Source organism: Stenotrophomonas sp. FR024, assembly GCF_047500745.2.
In the GTDB taxonomy this organism is placed as follows: domain Bacteria; phylum Pseudomonadota; class Gammaproteobacteria; order Xanthomonadales; family Xanthomonadaceae; genus Stenotrophomonas; species Stenotrophomonas maltophilia_A.
Genome location: NZ_JAXAXM020000003.1, coordinates 269,834 through 292,117 on the forward strand (window position 1 = coordinate 269,834; position 22,284 = coordinate 292,117).

The window sequence follows — 22,284 nt, forward strand, 5'->3', positions numbered from 1 at the left end:
GGGTCAGATCCCTTTTCCTGCGGAAAAGGGATCTGACCCTGGAAGCAATCGGCTGTTGCCTTTGCTTCTGCTTTTTCCTTTTTTTGATCTTCCGTGGCTGGCGCGCACGGAAACTTTCAGAGGTCGGGCGGGGTGGGCTGCGCAGGGGCGTGAGCCGCATGGATGCGGCGACCGAGCTTACATGGACGTACTTGCAGCGTCCCCTGCGTGGCCCACCCCGCCCGGCCACGCGCGGCTGTTGCTTTCATGACCCCTCCACCAGCCACGAGGGGCTCCGCCGTTGGCCGTATCCGCGCCGAAGGCGCGATAATGACCGGATGGAAACCGTCCGCATCGCCACCCGCAAGAGCCCGCTCGCCCTCTGGCAGAGCGAACACGTCGCCGATCGCCTGCGCCAGGCCCACCCCGGCCTGCATGTGGAACTGGTGCCGATGAGCACCCGCGGTGACGAGGTGCTGGACCGCTCGCTGGCCGCCATCGGTGGCAAGGGCCTGTTCCTGAAGGAACTGGAGCTGGCCATGCTGCGTGGCGAGGCCGACTGCGCCGTGCATTCGCTGAAGGATGTGCCGATGGAACTGGATGAACCCTTCGCGCTGCCGGCGATGCTGACCCGCCACGATCCGGCCGATGGTTTCGTCTCCAACCTGTACGCCTCGCTGGATGCGCTGCCGATCGGTGCGCGGGTTGGCACCTCGTCGCTGCGCCGCCAAGCCCAGCTGCGCGCGCTGCGCCCGGACCTGGAACTGCTGGACCTGCGCGGCAACGTCAACACCCGCCTGGCCAAGCTCGACAACGGTGGCTACGACGCCATCGTGCTGGCCGTGGCCGGCCTGGAGCGTCTGGGCCTGGGCGCGCGCATCGTCGCGCGCCTGCAACCGCCGCAATGGCTGCCGGCCCCGGCGCAGGGCGCGGTGGCGGTGGAGTGCGACGGTGGCAATGCGCGCCTGATGGCGCTGTTCGCGGGCCTGGATGACGCGGAAACCCGTGCCTGCGTGGAAGCCGAGCGAGCGATGAACCGTGCGTTGCATGGCAGCTGCCACGTGCCGGTGGCGGCGATCGCGCAGTGGCAGGGCACCGACCTGCACCTGCAGGGCCTGGTCGGCAGTGCCAGTGATGGCCAGGCGGTGCGTGCCGAAGCGATCGGCCCGGCCAGTGACCCGGAAGCACTGGGCCAGCGCGTGGCGAAGATGCTGCTGGATGCCGGTGCCGGCGAACTGCTGAACGTCTGAGCCATCGCAGCTAGTGCCGGCCGCTGGCCGGCAACCTCGTGCTCCGATTGAATGCAGTTGCCGGCCAGCGGCCGGCACTGCCGAAAGAAGAACGGGCGCCTTTGGCGCCCGTTTCTTATTTGAATTTGTAGACCACGTTCATCGTGGTCAGCGTATCGGTCTTGCGCTTGTCCTCGGCCACGTCACTGTTGTAACGCGCCTGCCAGCCGGCCTTCAGCGCCAGATGTTCGTTCATGCTCACCGAAACACCGAAGTCGTTCTGGCCGAAGGTGTTGTAGGAACCCGACTCGACCAGCAGGGTGTTGACCAGGTCGGTGTTGTCGGTCAGCGAGTACTTCATGTCGAACAGGCCGCGGCCGATCATGCCGGTGCGGGTGCGGTCGTCCTCGGTGCTGTGGGTGCGGCGCACACCGGGGCCGATCTGCGCGTCGAACGAGAAACGCTCGGTGTTCCACAGGCGGGTGCCGTAACCCAGACCGAACGAGCTCTGGCGGTCGTAGGTGGCGAAGTCATCGCGCTCGGTACGCACCGTGGCCGTCAGCTGGCGGTGCTCGCCCAGCTGCAGCGCGCTGCCGGCACTGCCGGTGTAACGGTTGGCGGTGGTGTTGTTGCGGCGGCTGGTGGAGCCGTCGTCGCGGGTCTCGATCACCTTGGAGCTGGAACGCAGGCCAGCCAGATCCATGCTGTGCACCCAGTCACCATCGGTGTAGCGCAGGCGCAGGCGGCCGTTGAAGCTCTCGGTGCTGCTGTTGCCGCGTGCCGAAGCGAAACCGAGCTCGCCGCCACTGCCGCTCCACGGCGAGGACATCGCCGCCAGTTCGGAGGCATCCTGCGCATACGCGAGCGGTGCGCACAGCAGCAGGGGGATCAGCAGGGACACGCGCAGGGACATCGGGGCTTCTCCGAAGCGGTTGACAGCCGGTGATGATACTGGAAGCGTGATGGCGGTCCGAATCGATCCAAACGGTTTCTTCAGCAGACGTTGCCGCGATCGCCTATTCAGGGCAGATCGACGCGCAATGCCGGGTCGTTGAAGCGCGAATAGCGCAGGCGCAGCTGGAAGCTGCGGCCATTGCTGCTGCCGCTGCGTACGATCTGCCGCGGCAGGCCCTGCGCGTCCACCCAGTACTCCAGGCGTTCGCCGGGCTGCGCACCGCGCAGGCGGTAGTGACGCGTCTCGACCCCGTCCAGCGACTGGCTGCCCAGGTCTTCGGCCTGCAGATCGGCGGGCAGGGCATCGGCCGGCAGCGGGTTGCGCCATTGCTCGAGCAGGCCCGGCGGGGTCGGCACCTGCCGGATCGCGTCGTCGGCCTGCAGGAACATGGTGTCGCCGATGATCGTCTGCGGACCGGCCGGGGTCTGCACCCGGAAGCGGTCGGGGGCGACGAAGTCCATGGCGCTGCGCACCGGCTGGGGCGCGCCCAGCACCTCCAGTTCGGCGTGGAAGCTGCGCAGGGCCGAGAAGCGCTGGCTGGCGCCCAGCACCGCCTGCGCCGGATCCGCCGCAGGCACGGGCGCTTCGGTGCTGGCCGGCGCGGGCGCGCGATCACAGGCGGCCAGCAGCAGGCAGGCCAGCAGGGACAGGGCAGGCAACCGGCGCATCGGGTGTTCCAGAGGGGGGGGGGCGACCACGATAGCCCAAACGTCCCACACAAGACCCGCGACTCGGACATAATCGGGGGTATGGACCGATACGAACGCATCACCGCCCTGCATCGTCTGCTCAAGTCCGCACGCTATCCGGTGACGGTGGCGACCCTGCAGGACAAGCTCGGTTGCTCCCGTGCCACCGTCTACCGCGATCTGGCCTTCCTGCGCGATGCGCTGATGGCACCGATCGAGGGCGACGGCGAAGCCGGCTTCCGTTACCAGGCCGACGAGAGCGACCGCTTCGAGCTGCCCGGCCTGTGGCTGAGCTCGGAGGAGCTGCATGCCCTGCTGGCCTCGCAGCACCTGCTGGCGCGGACCGGCGGCGGCGTGCTGTCCTCGGTGCTGGCACCGCTGCAGCAGCGCATCGAGAGCCTGCTGGCGGCCCAGGCTGGCGTTTCCAGCTGGCCGGTGGACCGGGTGCGGGTGATTCCGCACCGTGGCCGCAAGTTCGATGAAGGCAGCTTCCGCAGCGTGGCTTCGGCGGTGCTGGAGCGCCGCCAGCTGGCGTTCGAGTACCGCGCCCGTTCCACCGACGAGCCGACCAAGCGCACCGTTTCGCCGCAGCGCCTGACCCACTATCGCGACAACTGGTACCTGGATGCCTGGGACCATGACCGCGAGGCGCTGCGCAGCTTTGCCGTGGATCGCATCCACAAGGCGCGGGTGATCGACAGCACCGCCCGCGACGTGGCCGACAGCGAGCTGGACGAGCAGCTCGGGGCCAGCTACGGCATCTTCTCCGGTGCGCCGAAGGGCTGGGCGACCATCCTGTTCAGCGCCAAGGCCGCGCGCTGGGTGGCCGACGAGCACTGGCATTCCAAGCAGCAGGGCCGCTTCCTGGCCGATGGCCGCTATGAACTGAAGGTGCCGTACAGCGTCTCGCGCGAGCTGCTGATGGACGTGCTGCACTACGGCTCGGATGCCGAGATCGTCGAACCGGTGATGCTGCGCGAGCAGGCCAAGGCGCTGCTTGAGCTCGCCCTGAGCAACTACGACAACTCCTGACACTCCCCCCCGAGAACCCTTCCGCCCATGAAGAAGACCCTGTTGCTGCCCCTGCTCGCCGCTGCGCTGGCCCTGACCGCCTGCGGCAAGTCCGGCGAGCCCTCGCAGAAGCTGGTGGTGGCCGCCACGGCCGTGCCGCATGCCGAGATCCTTGAAGTGGTCAAGCCCATCCTCAAGCAGGAAGGCGTGGACCTGGACGTGCGCGTGTTCAACGACTACGTGCAGCCCAACGACCAGCTGGTGCAGAAGCAGGTGGACGCCAACTACTTCCAGACCGAGCCGTATCTGGATGCCTACAACCGCGATCGCAAGACCGATCTGGTGAAGGTGATCGGCGTGCACATCGAGCCGTTCGGTGCGTACTCGCGCAAGATCAAGTCGCTGGCCGAGCTGCGCGAAGGTGCCGACGTGGTGATCCCGAACGACCCGAGCAACAACAGCCGTGCACTGATCCTGCTGCACAAGGCCGGTGTGATCGAGCTGAAGGATCCGACCAACGCGCTGTCGACCCAGCGCGACATCACTGCAAACCCGAAGAACCTGAAGTTCCGCGAGCTGGACTCGGCGATGCTGCCGCGCGTGCTGGACCAGGTCGACCTGGCCCTGATCAACACCAACTACGCACTGGATGCGGGCCTCAACCCGACCAAGGATGCACTGGCGATCGAGAGCAAGGACTCGCCGTACGTGAACTTCCTGGTCGCACGCCCGGACAACAAGGACGACGCCCGCGTGCAGAAGCTGGCCAAGGCCCTGACCAGCCCGCAGGTGAAGGCCTTCATCGAGACCAAGTACAAGGGCGCGGTGCTGCCGGCGTTCTGACGGCCGCTGACCATGTGGTAGTGCCGGCCGCTGCCGGCAATCTGCAGACGCCTCCAAGGATCATGGGGTTGCCGGCCAGCGGCCGGCACTACCGTCAGTCGACGTGGAAGGCGAGGGTGGCCGCCACGGCCTGCTGCCATCCCGCGTACAGTTTCTCGCGCCGCGCCACCTCCATCTGTGGCTCGAAGCGCCGGTCCAGGCCCCATTGCGCGGCGATCTGTTCGCGGCTGGTCCAGAACCCCACCGCCAGGCCGGCCAGGTAGGCCGCACCCAGTGCGGTGGTCTCGGTCAGCCGCGGCCGCAGCAGCGGCACGCCAAGGATGTCGGCCTGGAATCCGGCCAGGAAGTCGTTGCCGATCGCACCGCCATCGGCGCGCAGCTCGGTCAGCGCGATACCGGCATCGGACTGCATCGCATCGAGCACGTCGCGGGTCTGGTAGGCCATCGCCTCCAGCGCGGCACGCACGAAGTGCGCCTTGCCGGTGCCACGGGTCAGGCCGAACATCGCGCCGCGCACATCACTGCGCCAATAGGGCGCACCGAGGCCGACAAATGCTGGTACCAGGTAAGCACCGCCACTGTCGGGCACCTGCGCGGCCAGCGCCTGGCTGTCGCTGGCGCGTTCGATCATGCGCAACCCATCGCGCAGCCACTGCACCACCGAGCCGGCGATGAAGATCGAACCTTCCAGCGCATATTCCACGCGCCCGTCCAGGCCCCAGGCGATGGTGGTCAGCAGGCCATTGCGCGAACGCACCGCCTGCGCGCCGGTGTGCATCAGCATGAAGCAGCCGGTGCCATAGGTGTTCTTGACCATGCCCGGCTGGAAGCAGGCCTGGCCGAACAGCGCCGCCTGCTGGTCACCGGCGATGCCGGCGATCGGAATCGGGTGATCGAAGAAGAACTGCGGCCGGGTATGCGCGTACACCGCGCTGGAATCGCGCACCTGCGGCAGCATCGCGCGCGGGATGTCCAGCAGCGCCAGCAGGTCGTCATCCCAGTCCAGCGTGTGGATGTTGAACAGCAGCGTGCGCGCCGCGTTGCTGTAGTCGGTCACATGCGCCTGGCCACCACTGAGGTTCCAGACCAGCCAGCTGTCGATGGTGCCGAACAGCAGCTCGCCGCGCTCGGCACGCTGCTGCGCGCCCTCCACGTGGTCGAGGATCCAGCGCACCTTGGTGGCGGAGAAATAGGCATCGATCAGCAGGCCGGTGCGCTCGCGGATCAGCGCCTCATGCCCTTCGGACTTCAGCCGCTCGCAGATGGCGTGGCTCTGCCGCGACTGCCAGACGATGGCGTTGTGGATCGGCTGTCCGGTGGCACGGTCCCAGACCACGGTGGTTTCACGCTGGTTGGTGATGCCCAGTGCGGCGATGTGGCGCGGGTCGATCTGCCCGCGGCTGAGCAGTTCGGTCAGCGTGGCATAGACGCTGGTGAGAATCTCGCGCGGGTCATGCTCGACCCAACCCGGCTGCGGGAAGATCTGCGCGAATTCGCGCTGCGCGCTGCCGACGATGTCGCCGGCGCGGTCGAACAGGATCGCGCGCGAACTGGTGGTGCCCTGGTCGATGGCCAGCACGTAGCGGGGCGTCATGCAGCGTCTCCGGTAGCGATGGTGTTGGTAGAGTCGAGCCTGCTCGACTGCTTTTCATGTCAGTCGAGCAAGCTCGACTCTACCGTCTATCGATCCACGCCTGCAGCCGCGCCACCTGCGCAGCATCCAGCCGCAACCCCAGCTTGCTTCGCCGCCACAGCATGTCCTCGGCGTCCCAGGCCCATTCGTGGTCGCGCAGGAAAGCCACTTCCCGCGCATGCAGGCCGCCGCCGAAGTCCTCTCCAAGATCGTCCATGCCCCGTGCACCCTGCAGAAGGGCGGCGCTGCGGCTGCCGTAGGCTTCGGCCCAACGCCGTGCGATCTCCACGGGCAACCACGGTGCCAGCGCCTGCAGGCGGGAGCGCGCCTGTGTGGCGTCACCCCAGTCGCTGCCCGGCAGCGGGTCTCCGCCTGCCGTCCAGGCCGGTCCCATCTGTGGCAGGGCAGGGCGCAGCAGGTTCAGCGCTTCCTCGGCCAGCACCCGGTAGGTGGTCAGCTTGCCGCCCAGCACATGCAGCGCCGGCGCCGGGTTGGACTGCAGCTGAAGGCGGTAGTCGCGGCTCAGCGTTGCCGCACGCGGGTCCGGGTCGGCCAGCAGGGGACGTACACCGGCGAACTGCCAGACCACGTCTTCCGGAGTGATCGGCTCACGCAGATAGCGGCTGGCGGCCGCGCACAGATAGCTCACCTCGGAAGGCAGCACGCTGCAGCGCGCCGGGTCACCGCGGTAGTCGGTGTCGGTGGTGCCGACTAGCAGATGCTCGTGGGCGAACGGCAGCAGGAACACCACGCGGCCATCGGGCTGCTGCAGCAGGCAGGCACTGTCATCGGGCCAGGGGCGGCGCATCACGATGTGGCTGCCCTGTACCAGCCGCAGCGCGGGGCCGCCGCTGCGGGCCTCCATCTGCTCCAGCAGGCCACCGGCCCATGGGCCAGCCGCATTGGCGACGGCGCGCGCGGTCACATGCTGCTGGCCATCGGCGGATTCCAGCACGGCCAGCCAACGGCCCTGCACAGGGCGCAGCTCGATGCAGCGGCTGCGCACATGTACCTGTGCGCCACGCCAGGCAGCATCCAGGGCATTGAGCAGTACCAGACGCGCGTCATCGACCTGCGCGTCGGCGTAGCTGAAGGCCTGCCGCAGATCCGGGGAGAGCCAGGGGCCGAGCGGATCACGTTGAAGGTCCAGGGCGCGCGAGGCGGGAAATGCCGGGCTGCGTGGGCCCAGGTGGTCGTACAGCCACAGTCCCACGCGCAGCATCCAGCGTGGGCGCAGGTGCGGTTCCCACGGCAGCACGAAACGCAGCGGGCGGACCAGATAGGGTGCCTGCCGGCGTACCACCTCGCGTTCGCCCAAGGCCTTGCGTACCAGACCGAACTCGCGCTGTTCCAGGTAGCGCAGGCCACCGTGGATCAGCTTGCTGCTGGCGCTGGAGGTATGCGCAGCGAGGTCGTGCTGCTCGCACAACAGCACGCGCAGGCCGCGGCCGCTGGCATCACGGGCGATGCCGGCACCGTTGATACCGCCACCGATCACCAGCAGGTCGACGTCGTGCATCGCGCCTCCGCATCCTGTGTGTGTAGAGTCGACTGTCAGTCGACTGCTGTTGCAAAAGTCGAGCAAGCTCGACTCTACGAAAGGCAGTCGAGCAAGCTCGACTCTACAGAACGCGGGTGACGGAAACGACGACGGGCCCCGAAGGGCCCGTCGCGTTACATCAGTGAAGCAGGTGCAGCCTGGATCAGAAGCGGGCGCCGATGCCGAAGCCGACGGTCCACGGATCCATCTTGGCTTCGCCGATCTTCTCGCCGCCAACCTTCACGTCCGGGCGGGCGCGCATGTAGCGGGCGTCAGCACGGGCGAACCAGGTGGAGTTGATGTTCATGTCCACGCCGACGGTGCCGATCACGCCCTTGGCATCCTTGAAGCGGATGTCGGTGTCAGCGCCGTTGCCCAGCTTCTCGTTGCTGAAGCTCGACTGGTAGTAGCCCACGCCCACGAACGGACGGAACACGTTGTCAGCCTGGCCGAAGTGGTACTGGCCGCTCAGCGCGATCGGCTGCTGCTCGACCGAGCCCAGGCGGGCGTTGTTCGGGCCCTTGAACTTGTTGTCGAACTTGTCGGCAGCGCCCCACAGTTCAACGGCCCAGTTGTCGTTGATGTAGTAGCTGAAGCTGACGGTCGGCGCCGGGCCACCATCGGTCTTCTTGACGCCGGTGATCGGATCGTTCTTCGGTTCCAGCAGCGAGATGCCGCCAACAACGGCAAAATGCTTGCCCGAAGCGGTGTCGGTGCTGCTGTCCTGGGCGAAAGCGGCCGGCGCGAAGGCGGCGGAGGTCAGCAGGGCGAGACTCAGGATACGGATGGAGCGCATGGGGGTATCTCCTAATGTTTCTTGTTTTGGGCCCCCGGTTGCGGGGCGAGCACACCGTAGTCGCCCCAACATGAATCGAATCCGACGCACGTTAAAAAATAGTTTCCCTTGTTCAGCGACTGGAGCGAAAAGCCTGTTTTCATGGGCTTTTCGGCCTTCGGCGACATTCATGCAGTTGGAGACGATGTGAGCGAAGCAACGGTGTGCATCGGCCTGCAAGCGCAGGTGAAGGCGGATTGCAGGGTGCTGCTGCTGGGTTCGATGCCCGGCGTTGCGTCATTGCAGGAGCAGCGCTACTACGCGCATCCGCGCAATCGCTTCTGGCCTGTGCTGGCCGATATCTGTGGCTTCGATGTGGCCCTGGCGTACCCGCAACGGCTGCGCGCACTGCAGGCAGCCGGTGTGGGTCTGTGGGATGTGATCGGTCAGTGCGAGCGGCGTGGCAGCCTGGATGCCGACATCGTGCGTGGCACGGAAGTACCCAATGCGCTGCCGGCATTGATCGCTTCGCTTCCTGAGCTGGAGCTGATCGGCTGCAACGGTGCGGCATCGCTGAAGGCATTCCAGCGTTGGGTGCTGCCCGGCCTGGAGGCGCCGCCAAGGCTGCTGGCGCTGCCGTCCACCAGCCCGGCCAACGCGGCCTGGTCACTGCCGCGGCTGCGCCAGGCCTGGCAGCCGGTAGCCGACGCACTGGCGACATGAAGCGGACATCGTCCGGACAATACGCTACCGACTGGTCGCGGCCGCAACCCATGAGCAACAGCGTGTCCCGGCTGCGTGAGTACTGAAAACACCTGTAACGGTTGGCGCTGGCCCCCGCTGGCCGCACAATAGACGTTTCCCTACACCAGATTGCCGGAGTTATCCCCATGGCCGAAATCAAGGAAGCACTTGTCCCCGATATCGGTGACTACAGCGATATCCCGGTAATCGAGGTGCTTGTCGCCGTCGGCGACACGGTCAAGAAGGACCAGGGCCTGGTGACGCTGGAAAGCGACAAGGCGACCATGGAAGTGCCGTCGGCCGTCGCCGGCGTGGTCAAGGAGATCAAGGTCAAGGTCGGTGACACCCTGTCCGAGGGCAAGGTCGTGGCGCTGATCGAAGTGGCTGAAGGCGAGGCGGCCAAACCGGCCGCTGCCGCCCCGGCACCGGCCAAGGCCGCAGCGCCGGCCGCTGCCACCCAGAGCACGCCGGCCCCGGCCGCAGCTGCGCCGGCCGCTCCGGCTGCCAGCGGTGGTGCGGTTGAAGCGCTGGTGCCGGATATCGGCGACTATTCCGGCATTCCGGTCATCGAAGTGCTGGTCGCCGTCGGCGACACGGTCAAGAAGGACCAGGGCCTGGTCACGCTGGAAAGCGACAAGGCCACCATGGAAGTGCCGTCGTCGGTGGCTGGCGTGGTCAAGGAACTGAAGGTCAAGGTCGGCGACACTCTGTCGCAGGGCAATGTGGTCGCCATCATCGAGGCCGAGGGCGCTGCCGCGCCGGCGCCGACCAAGGCAGCCGCTGCTGCCGCTCCGGCTGCCGCCGAGACCGCCACCAAGGTCGAGCCGGTCGCTGTGCCGGCGCAGCCGGACAAGCTGGCGGCCCGCGAGGTCGCCTCGGCCGGTACCCCGTCCAGCCCGCCGGTGCAGTTCAACGCCGATGGCGTGCTGCCGGCCAAGGTGCCGTATGCCACCCCGGCGGTGCGTGTGTTCGCCCGCGAACTGGGCGTGGACCTGCTGCAGATCAACGGCACCGAGAAGGGTGGCCGCATCACCAAGGGTGACGTGCAGAAGTTCGTCAAGGCCGCACTCAGCGGTGGCGTGCCGGCTGCCGGCGGTGCTGCTGTTGCTGCCGGTGGTGGCCTGAACCTGCTGCCGTGGCCGAAGGTCGACTTCAGCAAGTTCGGCGAGACCGAAGTCCAGCCGCTGTCGCGCATCAAGAAGATCTCCGGTGCGAACCTGGCCCGCAACTGGGCCATGATCCCGCACGTCACCCAGTTCGAACAGGCCGACATTACCGACCTGGAAGGCCTGCGCGTGGCGCTGAACAAGGAAAACGAGAAGGCCGGCATCAAGCTGACCATGCTCGCCTTCCTGATCAAGGCCAGCGCCGCGGCGCTGAAGAAGTTCCCGGAGTTCAACGCCTCGCTCGATGCCAGCGGTGAAAACCTGACCCTGAAGAAGTACTTCCACATCGGCTTTGCAGCCGACACGCCGAACGGCCTGGTCGTGCCGGTCATCCGCGACGTGGACAAGAAGGGCGTGGTGCAGATCGCGCAGGAAACCGGCGAACTGGCCAAGAAGGCGCGCGACGGTAAGCTGGGCCCGGCCGACATGAGTGGTGGTTGCTTCTCGATCAGCTCGCTGGGCGGCATCGGCGGCACCGCGTTCACCCCGATCGTCAATGCACCGGAAGTGGCCATCCTCGGCGTCTCCAAGTCGTCCATCCAGCCGGTCTGGAACGGCAAGGAGTTCGCACCGAAGCTGATGCTGCCGCTGTCGCTGAGCTACGACCACCGCGTCATCGATGGCGCGCTGGCCGCGCGCTTCACCACGTACCTGTCGCAGGTACTGGCCGACATGCGCCGCGTGCTGCTGTAAGGCACCGCTTCGCCCCCACCGTGCGGCCGCCGCCCCTGGCGCGGCCGCGTGAACAGATGCAGTGACAGCCCGCCGGCACCGCCGGGCGGGCACGAGGAAAACCCACCATGGCCACGATTGAAGTCAAGGTTCCCGACATCGGCGATTACAGCGATGTGCCGGTGATCGAAGTGTTGGTCGCCGTCGGCGACACGGTGAAGAAGGATCAGGGTCTGGTGACCCTGGAATCGGACAAGGCCACCCTGGAAGTGCCGTCCTCGGCTGCCGGCGTGGTCAAGGAAATCAAGGTCAAGCTGGGCGACACCCTGTCCGAAGGCGCCGTGGTCGTGGTGCTGGACGCCGAAGGTGCCGCCGAAGTCCCGGCCAAGGCCGCCGCGCCGGCCCCGGCAGCGGCCGCTCCGGCCAGCAAGCCGCCGGTGACCCCGTCGCACCGCGCCCCGGCTGAACCGGCTGCGCCGAAGCCGGCGCTGTCCAGCGGCAAGCCAGCCGACATCGAATGCGAAATGGTCGTGCTGGGCTCCGGCCCGGGCGGCTACACCGCCGCTTTCCGCGCTGCCGACGTCGGCCTGGATACGGTGCTGGTCGAGCGCTACGCCAGCCTAGGCGGCGTCTGCCTCAACGTGGGCTGCATTCCGTCCAAGGCGCTGCTGCACGCTGCAGCGGTCATCGACGAAGTGGCCCACGCCGGTGATTTCGGCGTCGAGTTCGGCAAGCCGACCATCACCCTGGACAAGCTGCGCGAGTACAAGGAAAAGGTCGTCAACCAGTTGACCAAGGGCCTGGCCGGCATGGCCAAGCAGCGCAAGGTCCGCAGCGTGCAGGGCGTCGGCAAATTCGTTTCGGCCAACGAGCTGGAAATCACCGCCGCTGATGGTAGCACCCAGCTGCTGCGCTTCCAGAAGTGCATCATCGCCGCCGGTTCGCAGGCGGTGAAGCTGCCGAACTTCCCGTGGGACGACAAGCGCGTGATGGACTCCACCGACGCGCTGGAGCTGGCCGAAGTGCCGGGCTCGCTGCTGGTTGTCGGTGGCGGCATCATCGGCCTGGAAATGGCCACCGTGTACAGCGCGCTGGGCAGCAAGGTCACCGTGGTCGAGTTCATGGACCAGCTGATGCCGGGCGCCGACAAGGACCTGGTCAAGCCGCTGGCCGACCGCCTGAAGAAGCAGGGCATCGAAGTCCACCTGAAGACCAAGGCCTCGGGCGTCACCGCCGATGCCAAGGGCATCACCGTGACCTTCGACGCCGCCGAGGAAGGCCAGTCGCCGGCCCTGGCGCAGGGCACCTTCGACCGCGTGCTGGTGGCCGTGGGCCGCTCGCCGAACGGCAAGAAGATCGATGCCGAGAAGGCCGGCGTGCAGGTCACCGACCGCGGCTTCATTCCGGTCGACCGCCAGATGCGCACCAACGTGCCGCACATCTTTGCCATCGGCGACATCGTCGGCAACCCGATGCTGGCCCATAAGGCCACGCACGAGGGCAAGCTGGCTGCCGAAGTGGCTGCCGGCCACAAGAAGGAGTGGGTGGCCCGCGTGATTCCGTCGGTGGCTTACACCAACCCGGAAATCGCCTGGGTCGGCGTGACCGAAACCGAAGCCAAGGCCAAGGGCCTGAAGGTCGGCGTGGCCAAGTTCCCGTGGGCCGCCAGTGGCCGCGCGATCGGCATCGGCCGCACCGAGGGCTTCACCAAGCTGATCTTCGACGAAGAGACCCATCGCATCATCGGTGGTGCCATCGTTGGTGTGCATGCTGGTGACCTGCTGGCCGAGATCGGCCTGGCCATCGAGATGGGTGCCGAAGCCGAAGACATCGGCCACACCATCCACGCGCACCCGACGCTGAGCGAATCGGTGGCGATGGCCTCGGAAATCTACGACGGCACGATCACCGATCTGTACATGCCGAAGAAGAAGTAAGGCGCCCGCGCCTTCGCGAACGAAAAGCCCCGGCATCTGCCGGGGTTTTTTGTTTCTCCGCTCCGGATTTTTGCGAGCGGTGGGGCCGCTGCGCGGGTGGCAGGCGTTTGGACAAATGTCCCCCGTCGTCCGCCTGCGGCGGTCGCCTCCTCCTTTACTTTGTCCAAACGCCTGCCACCCGCGCAGCGGCTCGGCTTGCGGATAGTCGAGAGCCACAGCTTGGCCCGCCTGGATGCCTGACACGCGGGGGAAGAGGGGCTTGCGTGCGAAGTAAAGGAGGAGGTGACGGCCGCAGGCCGGTGCCGGGGGACATTCGCACGCAAGCCCCTCTTCCCCCAGCGCTCGACCAACCTGCTTCTCTGCTCGACGATGCAAAGAAAAAGCGCGGCCCCGATGTTCCGGAGGCCGCGCCAGGAGAGAGAGTGCCGTGGAAGGGGCGGGGGATCAGAACACGAAGCTGACGCCGGCCACCGGGCCCTTGAATTCCTGCTTCAGGCCGATGGTGCCGTCGCTGCCCTTCTTGTCCGCGTCGAGCTTGAACCAGTCGTAGCCAGCGAACACACCGAAGTTCTTCGTGAAGCGGTAATCGACGATGGCGTTGGCGCGGCTCAGGTCGCCCTTGTAGTCATCGAAGCTGCCCCAGCGCGTGTTGAGATACTGGCCCTGCAGCGTGATCATCCACTTTTCCGACGGGGTGAAGCTCAGGCGCGCACCGACCACCGGCGCCACGCCGTCCGTCTTCTCATTGAGGAACTGGCCTTCGTAGACGGTACCCAGATCGGCGTAGGCCTTGGTGCTGACCTTGGCGTACTCCGCACCCAGCTGCAGGCCGAGGTCGAAGGTATCGGTGTCCACCACCGAGTAGTCATAGACCAGGCTGGCGACCTGGTACTTCAGTTCGCCCTTGACGAAGCTGCCGGATGGCACGTTGACGTCTCCGAAGGAGATGTCCTGGCCAAGGGTCTCGCGGCGGTCCTTGTCGTACTTGAAGTAGTTGAACAGCAGGCGCTGGCGGTTGCTGATGCGGAACATGCCGTCGATGCGCGGTTCCCACTCCTTGCCACCCAGCTTGAAGTCCTCGGAGAAGCCGATGTCCTGGCCGGCGACGTTGGTCTTGCCGCGAAGGGTGTTGTCCGAGTCGATGTTCATCGCACCCAGGCGCAGGGCGAAGCGGTCGTCGCCTTCAGCGGCGTGGGCGGCAGTGGCGAACGAAGCACCAGCGGCGAGCAGGGAGAGGGCGAGCAGGGTGGGTACGGGGCGCATCGAAGAGTCCTTGCAGTGGTTCATCAGAATGAAGACCACTGTGCCGGACAGGCCCGTCCACCATCCGTGAACGTATGGTCCACGAAGTGTGCACGGTTCAGCGCTGTCGCGACGATGCAAAAAGATGGCCCCGGAGCCGGGCTTCGGGGCCATCGTGGGACCTGCGGGGCGGAGCGTCGACGAGGTTGCTGCAGGCAGGTCGAAAGATCGGACCGGCGCATTCGGTGAAAGTTCCGCGGCCTGCGACCAAAGTTCAATACTGCGCTGCAACATCATGCGGACGTCATTGTCCCCTGGGTGGCACGCAAAAATGTAACCGTTACCGCAACTTGCGGCCTCCCGGGATGAACAGGGAGCGGTTGTCTCGCAAATTGTCCCATTGCTATAATTTGGCGGCTCGATGAGGCCCCCCTGCTGTAGTCGCCTCAGCCCTCCACTTGCAACCACGCGGGACGTCCTGTGCTGAACTCCGTTGATGCGGGTCGGCGACTGATGCTGCGCGCCGCGGTCTACCCGCTGGCCGCAGTGGCTGTCCTGGCCCTGGCCTTCCTGCTGGTAGGTCCGAAATATGCCCTCGGCGCGCTGGCGTCCGGTGTGGCCATTTCGGCCGGTGGCTGGGTGGCGGCACGGATGGCCCTGGGCGGTGGGGCACTGGCCGCAGGTTCGGCGATGGCTCGCCTGATCATTGCGATCGTGGCCAAGTGGGTGGTGGTTTTCGGCGTCCTGCTGGTGGGGTTTCTGGTCTTCAAGCTGCCTGCATTGGCGCTGTTGGCCGGTATCGCCGTCGGCTTGATGTTCCAGGTCCTGGCGATGGCCAGGCGTTGACAGAATTCAATTAACTGAAGGTTCCGGACACATGGCGGGCGAGGCTCTAACCCCTACCAGCTACATCCAGCATCACCTGCACAACCTGACCGCGCCGGTCGGCAAGGGTGAGGGTATGTTCTGGCATATCCACGTCGATACCTTCCTCACCGCTGTCCTGATGGGCCTGGTGATCGTTGTCGCGTTCTGGCTGGGCACCCGCAAGGCCACCGCCGGCGTGCCGGGCAAGTGGCAGGCCTTCGTCGAGATCTGCCTGGAGTTCGTCGACCGCCAGGCCAAGGACACCTACCACGGCAAGAGCAAGCTGGTCACGCCGATCGCCATCACGATCTTCTTCTGGATCCTGTTGATGAATCTGCTGAAGATGATCCCGGCCGATTTCATCGCCAAGCCGCTGGAATGGGTGGGCGTGCACTACTGGAAGCCGGTCCCGACCGCTGACGTCAATGCCACCCTGGGCATGGCCATCAGCGTGTTCTTCCTGATGCTGTTCTTCGCGCTCAAGTCCAAGGGCCTGGGCGGCTTCATCAAGGAATTCCTGACGGCGCCGTTCGGCAAGTGGATGATGCCGTTCAACCTGATCCTCAACATCGTCGAGTGGCTGAGCAAGCCGATCTCGCTGGCGATGCGACTGTTCGGCAACATGTTCGGCGGCGAAATCGTGTTCCTGCTGATCTGGGTGCTGGGTGGTGCCGGTTTCTTCGGTGCCATTGCCGGTGGTGTGTTCGGCCTCGGCTGGATGCTGTTCCACCTGCTGGTGATCCCGCTGCAGGCCTTCATCTTCATGATGCTGTCGATCGTGTACCTGAGCCTGTCGGAAGACGCTCACTGAGTTTCAAGCTTCAACGCGTTTCAACCTTCATCCGTTTCATCACCCTTAGCAACTTAAGTTCCTGGAGATAACCATGTACTTCGCCGTCCTGACCAACTTCGCGCAGATTCAGAGCTCCACCGCCCTTGCCGTCGGCATCATGATCGGCCTGGCCGCGCTGGGCGCCGGTCTGGGTCTGGCCATCATGGCTGGTAAGTTCCTGGAGTCGGCCGCCCGCCAGCCGGAACTGATCCCGGTCCTGCAGGTCCGCATGTTCATCACCGCCGGCCTGATCGACGCCGCGTTCATCATCTCGGTCGCCGTTGGCCTGCTGCTGGCCTTCGCCAACCCGCTGTCGGCTGCCTTCGCTGGCGCCGTCACCAAGGCTCTGGCCGGCTGATACAGCGGTTTGAGACGACCGGGTGCTGATGCACCCGGTTTCGGATGAAGGCCGGATGTGCCGCTACGGCGGCGCGTCCACCCCGAAACCAGCGATCGAGCTAACCATGAATATCAATTTCACCCTTCTTGCGCAGGCGCTGGCCTTCGCTGGTCTGATCTGGATCATCGCGACCAAGATCTGGCCGCCGCTGATGAACGCGATCGAAGAGCGCCAGCAGAAGATTGCTGAAGGCCTCGCTGCTGCCGACCGCAGCCAGAAAGATCTGGCCCAGGCGCAGGAGAAGGTCAACGAAGCGCTGAAGGAAGCACGCACCAAGGCCAACGAGATCATCGATCAGGCTCACGCGCGTGCCAACCAGATCGTTGATGCTGCCCGTAACGAAGCGATCACCGAAGCCACCCGTCAGAAGGAACTGGCCCAGGCTGAAATCGACGCCGCCGCCAACCGTGCCCGTGAAGATCTGCGCAAGCAGGTGTCCGCGCTGGCCGTGACCGGTGCCGAAAAGCTGCTCAAGCGCGAAATCGACGCCAACGCCCACAAGGCGCTGCTCGACGAGCTGGCCTCGGAGATCTAAGGATGAGCCAGGCCCTCACGCTTGCCCGCCCGTACGCCCGCGCCGCGTTCGCGACCGCGCGCGACGAAGGCGCGTTCGCGCCGTGGTCGGACGCCCTGGCGTTCTCCGCCCACGTCGCCGCCGACCCGCGCGTGGCGGCCCTGCTCGCCAACCCGGAGCTGGGTCGTGACGACGCCGTCGCCCTGCTGGCGCCGGTGTCCCACGGCGAGACCTACTCGCGCTTCCTGGCCATCCTGGCCGAATCGCATCGTCTGCCGCTGCTGCCGGAGATTTCCGGCATGTTCGACGCCCTGCGCGCCGAAGCCGAGCACGTGGTCAAGGCCACCGTCACCTCGGCCGCCGAACTGTCGGCCGGTGAGCTGGACGCGATCAAGGTCGCGCTGCGCAAGCGCTTCAACCGCGAGGTCGACGTGACCACCGCGGTCGATGCCTCGCTGATCGGCGGCGCCGTGATCGACGCCGGCGACGTGGTCATCGATGGTTCGCTGAAGGGCAAGCTGGCCCGTCTGCAGACCGCGCTCGCTAACTGAATTCATTTAACGTCCGGCCCCGCTGCCGGCACTAGGACTTGACGATGGCAACCACGCTCAACCCCTCCGAAATCAGCGAACTGATCAAGAACCGCATCGAGAAGGTCAAGCTGGCCGCGGAATCGCGCAACGAAGGCACCGTGACCAGCGTGTCCGACGGCATCGTGCGCATCTTCGGTCTGGCCGACGTGATGCAGGGCGAAATGATCGAACTGCCGAACAACACCTTCGCCCTCGCCCTGAACCTGGAGCGCGACTCGGTCGGCGCCGTGGTGCTGGGTGACTACGAGCACCTGCGCGAAGGCGACGTCGCCAAGACCACCGGCCGCATCCTGGAAGTGCCGGTCGGTCCGGAACTGCTGGGCCGCGTCGTGAACGCGCTGGGCGAGCCGATCGACGGCAAGGGCCCGCTGGGCACCGACCTGACCGCTCCGGTGGAGCGCGTTGCGCCGGGCGTGATCTGGCGCAAGTCGGTCGACCAGCCGGTGCAGACCGGCTACAAGTCGGTCGACTCGATGATCCCGATCGGCCGTGGCCAGCGCGAGCTGATCATCGGTGACCGCCAGACCGGCAAGACCGCGATGGCGATCGATGCGGTGATCAACCAGAAGGGCACCGGCATCAAGTGCGTGTACGTTGCGATCGGCCAGAAGGCTTCGACCATCGCCAACATCGTGCGCAAGCTGGAAGAGAACGGCGCGCTGGCCCACACCATCGTGGTGGCCGCGACTGCTTCCGAATCGGCTGCCATGCAGTACATCAGCGCCTACTCGGGCTGCACCATGGGTGAGTACTTCATGGACCGCGGCGAAGACGCGCTGATCGTGTACGACGATCTGTCCAAGCAGGCCGTCGCCTACCGCCAGATCTCGCTGCTGCTGAAGCGCCCGCCGGGCCGTGAAGCCTACCCGGGTGACGTGTTCTACCTGCACTCCCGTCTGCTCGAGCGCGCTGCCCGCGTGTCCGAGGAATACGTCGAAAAGTTCACCGAAGGCAAGGTCACCGGCAAGACCGGTTCGCTGACCGCGCTGCCGATCATCGAAACCCAGGCCGGCGACGTGTCCGCCTTCGTTCCGACCAACGTGATCTCGATCACCGACGGCCAGATCTTCCTGGAAACCGATCTGTTCAACGCCGGCATCCGCCCGGCCGTGAACGCCGGTATCTCGGTGTCGCGCGTCGGTGGCTCGGCCCAGACCAAGATCATCAAGAAGCTGTCCGGCGGCATCCGTATCTCGCTGGCCCAGTACCGCGAGCTGGCTGCGTTCGCGCAGTTCGCCTCGGACCTGGACGAAGCGACCCGCAAGCAGCTGGAGCGTGGTCAGCGCGTCACCGAGCTGATGAAGCAGAAGCAGTACGCGCCGATGTCGATCGCCAACCAGGCACTGTCGATCTACGCCGTCAACGAGGGTTACCTCGACGACGTGCCGGTCAACAAGCTGCTGGCGTTCGAAGAAGGCCTGCACGCCCACTTCGCCAACACCCAGGGCGAGCTGGTCAGCAAGGTCAACGCCACCGGCGGTTGGGACAACGACATCGAAGGTGCCTTCAAGAAGGGCATCGCCGAGTTCAAGACCACCGGCAGCTGGTAATCGCGGTCCTGTAGAGCGGAGCCGCTGGCTCCGCTGGACCAGATGACAAACGGTTGAACAACGCGGGGCAGCAGCCCCGCGCCACGGGAAACAAGAGATGGCAAGCGGACGCGAAATCAAAACCAAGATCAAGAGCGTGCAGAACACCCGCAAGGTGACGCGCGCCCTGGAAATGGTCTCGGCCTCCAAGATCCGCAAGGCGCAGGATCGGATGAAGACCTCGCGTCCGTACGCGCAGGCGATGAAGCAGGTGATCGGTCACCTGGCCCAGGCCAGCACCGACTACCAGCATCCGTTCCTGGTCGAGCGCGAGCAGGTCAAGCGGGTCGGCTTCATCGTGATCTCCTCCGATCGCGGCCTGGCCGGCGGCCTGAACAACAACCTGTTCCGCAGGATGCTGGGCGAAGCCAAGGCATGGCAGGACAAGGGCGCGGAAGTGGACCTGGTGACCATCGGCCAGAAGGCATCGACCTTCTTCCGCCGCGTGAAGGTCAACATGGTCGGCAGCGTGACCCACATCGGCGACGTGCCGAAGCTGGAATCGCTGATCGGTGTGATCAAGGTCATGCTCGACGCCTTCACCGAAGGCAAGATCGACCGCGTGTACCTGGTCTACAACCGCTTCGTGAACACCATGGTGCAGAAGGCCAGCTTCGATCAGCTGCTGCCGCTGCCGCCGGCTGAGAAGCAGGTCGCTCACCACGACTGGGACTACCTGTACGAACCCGATGCCGCGACCGTGCTCGAGCACGTGATGACGCGTTACATCGAGTCGCTGGTGTACCAGGCATTGCTGGAAAACGTCGCCTCCGAGCATGCGGCACGCATGGTTGCGATGAAGGCGGCGAGCGACAACGCCAACAAGCTGATCGGCACCCTGCAGCTCGTCTACAACAAGGCGCGCCAGGCAGCGATCACCCAGGAAATCTCCGAAATCGTCGGCGGCGCGGCAGCAGTCTGACCGCGTTCGTTCAAAGCACACATTAGAGGATGCAGCAATGAGTCAGGGCAAGATCGTTCAGATCATCGGCGCGGTCGTCGACGTCGAATTCCCGCGTGAATCGGTGCCGAAGGTGTACGACGCACTGAAGGTGGAAAACACCGAGATCACCCTCGAAGTCCAGCAGCAGCTGGGCGACGGCGTGGTGCGTACCATCGCCCTCGGTTCCACCGACGGCCTGAAGCGCAACCTGGTTGCCGTCAACACCGGCCGTGGCATCTCGGTGCCGGTCGGCGCTGGCACCCTGGGCCGCATCATGGACGTGCTCGGCCGTCCGATCGACGAAGCCGGCCCGGTGGCCGCCAGCGACAGCTGGGAAATCCACCGTGCGGCCCCGTCGTACGAAGACCAGTCCCCGGCCACCGAACTGCTGGAAACCGGCATCAAGGTCATCGACCTGATGTGCCCGTTCGCCAAGGGCGGCAAGGTCGGCCTGTTCGGCGGCGCCGGCGTCGGCAAGACCGTCAACATGATGGAGCTGATCAACAACATCGCCAAGGCGCACAGCGGTCTGTCCGTGTTCGCCGGCGTGGGTGAGCGTACCCGTGAGGGCAACGACTTCTACCACGAAATGAAGGACTCCAACGTCCTCGACAAGGTGGCGATGGTGTACGGCCAGATGAACGAGCCGCCGGGCAACCGTCTGCGCGTCGCCCTGACCGGCCTGACCATGGCCGAGTACTTCCGCGACGAGAAGGACGAAAACGGCAAGGGTAAGGACGTCCTGCTGTTCGTCGACAACATCTACCGCTACACCCTGGCCGGTACCGAAGTGTCGGCACTGCTGGGCCGCATGCCGTCCGCCGTGGGTTACCAGCCGACCCTGGCCGAGGAAATGGGCGTTCTGCAGGAGCGCATCACCTCGACCAAGAACGGTTCGATCACCTCGATCCAGGCCGTCTACGTTCCCGCGGACGACCTGACCGACCCGTCGCCGGCGACCACCTTCGCCCACCTGGACTCGACCGTCACCCTGTCGCGTTCGATCGCCTCGCTGGGTATCTACCCGGCCGTCGATCCGCTGGACTCCACCAGCCGCCAGATGGACCCGCTGGTCATCGGCCACGAGCACTACGACACCGCCCAGCGCGTCCAGCAGACCCTGCAGAAGTACAAGGAACTGAAGGACATCATCGCGATCCTGGGCATGGACGAGCTGTCCGAAGAGGACAAGCAGGCCGTGTCGCGCGCCCGTAAGATTGAGCGCTTCTTCAGCCAGCCGTTCCACGTGGCCGAAGTGTTCACCGGTTCGCCGGGCAAGTACGTGCCGCTGAAGGACACCATCCGTGGCTTCAAGGCCATCGTCGATGGCGAGTACGACCACCTGCCGGAGCAGGCGTTCTACATGGTCGGCGGCATCGAAGAAGCGGTCGAGAAGGCCAAGAAGATGGCCGAGAAGGCCTGATCCGGGACGGGCGGGAGCGATCCTGCCCGACCTGACGCCGGCGCCGGGCAACCGCCCGCGCCGGTGGACTCCCACGGTGGCATTGCGCCGCCGCGAACAGCGAAGAGATTTGCATGAGCACGATCCGTTGCGACATCGTCAGCGCCGAGCAGGAAATCTTCCGTGGCGAAGCGACCCTGGTCGTGGCCACCGGTGAGCTGGGCGAACTGGGCATCGCGCCCAAGCACGCGCCGCTGATCACCCGCCTGAAGCCGGGCAAGGTGGTGGTGACCACGCCGAACGGCGAGCAGCTGGATTTCGCCATTTCCGGCGGCATCCTGGAAGTGCAGCCGCAGGTGGTGACCGTGCTGGCCGACACCGCGATCCGCGCGCAGGACATCGACGAAGCCTCTGTCCGCAAGGCCAAGGAAGAAGCCGAGCGCATCCTGGCCAACCGCGGCGAGGCGATGGAAGTGGCTGAAGCCCAGCAGAAGCTGGCCGAAGCCGTCGTCCAGCTGCAGGCGCTGGAGCGCCTGCGCAAGAACCTCAAGCACTGAGGTTTCTCGCGCTGCATCCACGAGAACGCCGGCCCTGTGCCGGCGTTTTTGTTTGTGCGGGGTAGAGTGTCGGCTGGGTAGAGTCGACTATCGCGCGCAGCGCGGGATTTCCGCATTCTGATGGAAGAGCAGTCGACCAACAGTCGACTCTACCGATCCCGATCCCGATCCC

At 65.8% G+C, this 22,284-nt stretch carries 21 protein-coding genes; 15 read left to right on the forward strand and 6 right to left on the reverse strand.

The window, feature by feature from the left end; translation table 11 throughout:
* Window positions 1-317 precede the first annotated feature (317 nt).
* Complete coding sequence (gene hemC, locus ACMZ91_RS05315; protein WP_107433283.1) at window positions 318-1,229, forward strand: hydroxymethylbilane synthase; 912 nt, start codon at window positions 318-320, stop codon at window positions 1,227-1,229.
* A 115-nt stretch (window positions 1,230-1,344) separates the two neighbouring features.
* Here the strand turns inward: hemC and ACMZ91_RS05320 are convergent, their stop codons facing one another.
* Complete coding sequence (locus ACMZ91_RS05320; RefSeq protein ID WP_010481298.1) at window positions 1,345-2,121, reverse strand: DUF481 domain-containing protein; 777 nt, start codon at window positions 2,119-2,121, stop codon at window positions 1,345-1,347.
* Window positions 2,122-2,228: 107 nt separating this feature from the next.
* Window positions 2,229-2,831 carry a LolA family protein gene (locus ACMZ91_RS05325; protein ID WP_049399177.1) on the reverse strand — a complete coding sequence of 201 codons (603 nt, stop codon included), beginning with the start codon at window positions 2,829-2,831 and terminating at the stop codon, window positions 2,229-2,231.
* An 81-nt stretch (window positions 2,832-2,912) separates the two neighbouring features.
* Between ACMZ91_RS05325 and ACMZ91_RS05330 the strand changes: the two genes are divergently transcribed.
* The gene (locus ACMZ91_RS05330; RefSeq protein ID WP_010481302.1) at window positions 2,913-3,884 is read left to right on the forward strand and encodes a helix-turn-helix transcriptional regulator; all 972 of its coding nucleotides are present in this window, start codon (window positions 2,913-2,915) and stop codon (window positions 3,882-3,884) included.
* Between the two features lie 27 nt (window positions 3,885-3,911).
* Window positions 3,912-4,706, forward strand: a complete 795-nt coding sequence (locus ACMZ91_RS05335; RefSeq protein WP_032129055.1) for a MetQ/NlpA family ABC transporter substrate-binding protein — start codon at window positions 3,912-3,914, stop codon at window positions 4,704-4,706.
* 94 nt (window positions 4,707-4,800) lie between these two features.
* On the opposite strand, the gene glpK is transcribed toward ACMZ91_RS05335, so the two are convergent.
* The 3 genes from glpK to ACMZ91_RS05350 all read right to left on the reverse strand — a co-directional run bounded on the left by glpK (window position 4,801) and on the right by ACMZ91_RS05350 (window position 8,675).
* Window positions 4,801-6,300 carry a glycerol kinase GlpK gene (gene glpK / locus ACMZ91_RS05340; protein ID WP_414577254.1) on the reverse strand — a complete coding sequence of 500 codons (1,500 nt, stop codon included), beginning with the start codon at window positions 6,298-6,300 and terminating at the stop codon, window positions 4,801-4,803.
* Window positions 6,301-6,379: 79 nt separating this feature from the next.
* A complete protein-coding gene (gene glpD / locus ACMZ91_RS05345; RefSeq protein WP_414577252.1) occupies window positions 6,380-7,858 on the reverse strand; it encodes a glycerol-3-phosphate dehydrogenase in 1,479 nt (492 codons plus the stop codon).
* 184 nt (window positions 7,859-8,042) lie between these two features.
* Window positions 8,043-8,675 (reverse strand): OmpW/AlkL family protein, encoded by a 633-nt coding sequence (locus tag ACMZ91_RS05350; protein WP_049460865.1) that lies wholly within the window; start codon window positions 8,673-8,675, stop codon window positions 8,043-8,045.
* Between the two features lie 186 nt (window positions 8,676-8,861).
* Between ACMZ91_RS05350 and ACMZ91_RS05355 the strand changes: the two genes are divergently transcribed.
* From ACMZ91_RS05355 to lpdA, 3 genes are all read left to right on the forward strand, one after another.
* Window positions 8,862-9,377: a DNA-deoxyinosine glycosylase gene (locus ACMZ91_RS05355; RefSeq protein WP_049460894.1), complete on the forward strand. Its 516-nt coding sequence runs from the start codon at window positions 8,862-8,864 to the stop codon at window positions 9,375-9,377.
* Window positions 9,378-9,544: 167 nt separating this feature from the next.
* Complete coding sequence (gene aceF / locus ACMZ91_RS05360; RefSeq protein ID WP_049399181.1) at window positions 9,545-11,257, forward strand: dihydrolipoyllysine-residue acetyltransferase; 1,713 nt, start codon at window positions 9,545-9,547, stop codon at window positions 11,255-11,257.
* Between the two features lie 107 nt (window positions 11,258-11,364).
* Window positions 11,365-13,173: a dihydrolipoyl dehydrogenase gene (gene lpdA, locus ACMZ91_RS05365; RefSeq protein ID WP_414577250.1), complete on the forward strand. Its 1,809-nt coding sequence runs from the start codon at window positions 11,365-11,367 to the stop codon at window positions 13,171-13,173.
* A 444-nt stretch (window positions 13,174-13,617) separates the two neighbouring features.
* Here lpdA and ACMZ91_RS05370 read toward each other — a convergent pair whose 3' ends face one another.
* Entirely contained in the window at window positions 13,618-14,436 is an 819-nt protein-coding gene (locus ACMZ91_RS05370; protein ID WP_010481314.1) for a hypothetical protein, read from the reverse strand.
* A gap of 459 nt (window positions 14,437-14,895) precedes the next feature.
* On the opposite strand from ACMZ91_RS05370, the gene ACMZ91_RS05375 reads away from it, so the two are divergent.
* The 9 genes from ACMZ91_RS05375 (at window position 14,896) to ACMZ91_RS05415 (ending at window position 22,112) form a co-directional block, all read left to right on the forward strand.
* Window positions 14,896-15,261: a hypothetical protein gene (locus ACMZ91_RS05375; protein WP_006394654.1), complete on the forward strand. Its 366-nt coding sequence runs from the start codon at window positions 14,896-14,898 to the stop codon at window positions 15,259-15,261.
* 31 nt (window positions 15,262-15,292) lie between these two features.
* On the forward strand, window positions 15,293-16,093 hold the full coding sequence (gene atpB / locus ACMZ91_RS05380) for a F0F1 ATP synthase subunit A (RefSeq protein WP_010481316.1): 801 nt from the start codon (window positions 15,293-15,295) through the stop codon (window positions 16,091-16,093).
* Window positions 16,094-16,166: 73 nt separating this feature from the next.
* Window positions 16,167-16,472 (forward strand): F0F1 ATP synthase subunit C, encoded by a 306-nt coding sequence (atpE, locus tag ACMZ91_RS05385; RefSeq protein WP_005411133.1) that lies wholly within the window; start codon window positions 16,167-16,169, stop codon window positions 16,470-16,472.
* 106 nt (window positions 16,473-16,578) lie between these two features.
* Window positions 16,579-17,049, forward strand: a complete 471-nt coding sequence (locus ACMZ91_RS05390) for a F0F1 ATP synthase subunit B (RefSeq protein ID WP_005419512.1) — start codon at window positions 16,579-16,581, stop codon at window positions 17,047-17,049.
* Between the two features lie 2 nt (window positions 17,050-17,051).
* The gene (locus ACMZ91_RS05395) at window positions 17,052-17,579 is read left to right on the forward strand and encodes a F0F1 ATP synthase subunit delta (RefSeq protein WP_005411131.1); all 528 of its coding nucleotides are present in this window, start codon (window positions 17,052-17,054) and stop codon (window positions 17,577-17,579) included.
* A gap of 44 nt (window positions 17,580-17,623) precedes the next feature.
* Window positions 17,624-19,171 (forward strand): F0F1 ATP synthase subunit alpha, encoded by a 1,548-nt coding sequence (gene atpA / locus ACMZ91_RS05400; protein ID WP_005411130.1) that lies wholly within the window; start codon window positions 17,624-17,626, stop codon window positions 19,169-19,171.
* Window positions 19,172-19,268: 97 nt separating this feature from the next.
* Window positions 19,269-20,132 (forward strand): F0F1 ATP synthase subunit gamma, encoded by an 864-nt coding sequence (atpG, locus tag ACMZ91_RS05405; RefSeq protein ID WP_134709722.1) that lies wholly within the window; start codon window positions 19,269-19,271, stop codon window positions 20,130-20,132.
* Between the two features lie 37 nt (window positions 20,133-20,169).
* On the forward strand, window positions 20,170-21,576 hold the full coding sequence (gene atpD, locus ACMZ91_RS05410) for a F0F1 ATP synthase subunit beta (protein ID WP_005411128.1): 1,407 nt from the start codon (window positions 20,170-20,172) through the stop codon (window positions 21,574-21,576).
* 113 nt (window positions 21,577-21,689) lie between these two features.
* Complete coding sequence (locus tag ACMZ91_RS05415) at window positions 21,690-22,112, forward strand: F0F1 ATP synthase subunit epsilon (protein ID WP_005419509.1); 423 nt, start codon at window positions 21,690-21,692, stop codon at window positions 22,110-22,112.
* The last annotated feature ends 172 nt before the right edge of the window (window positions 22,113-22,284 follow it).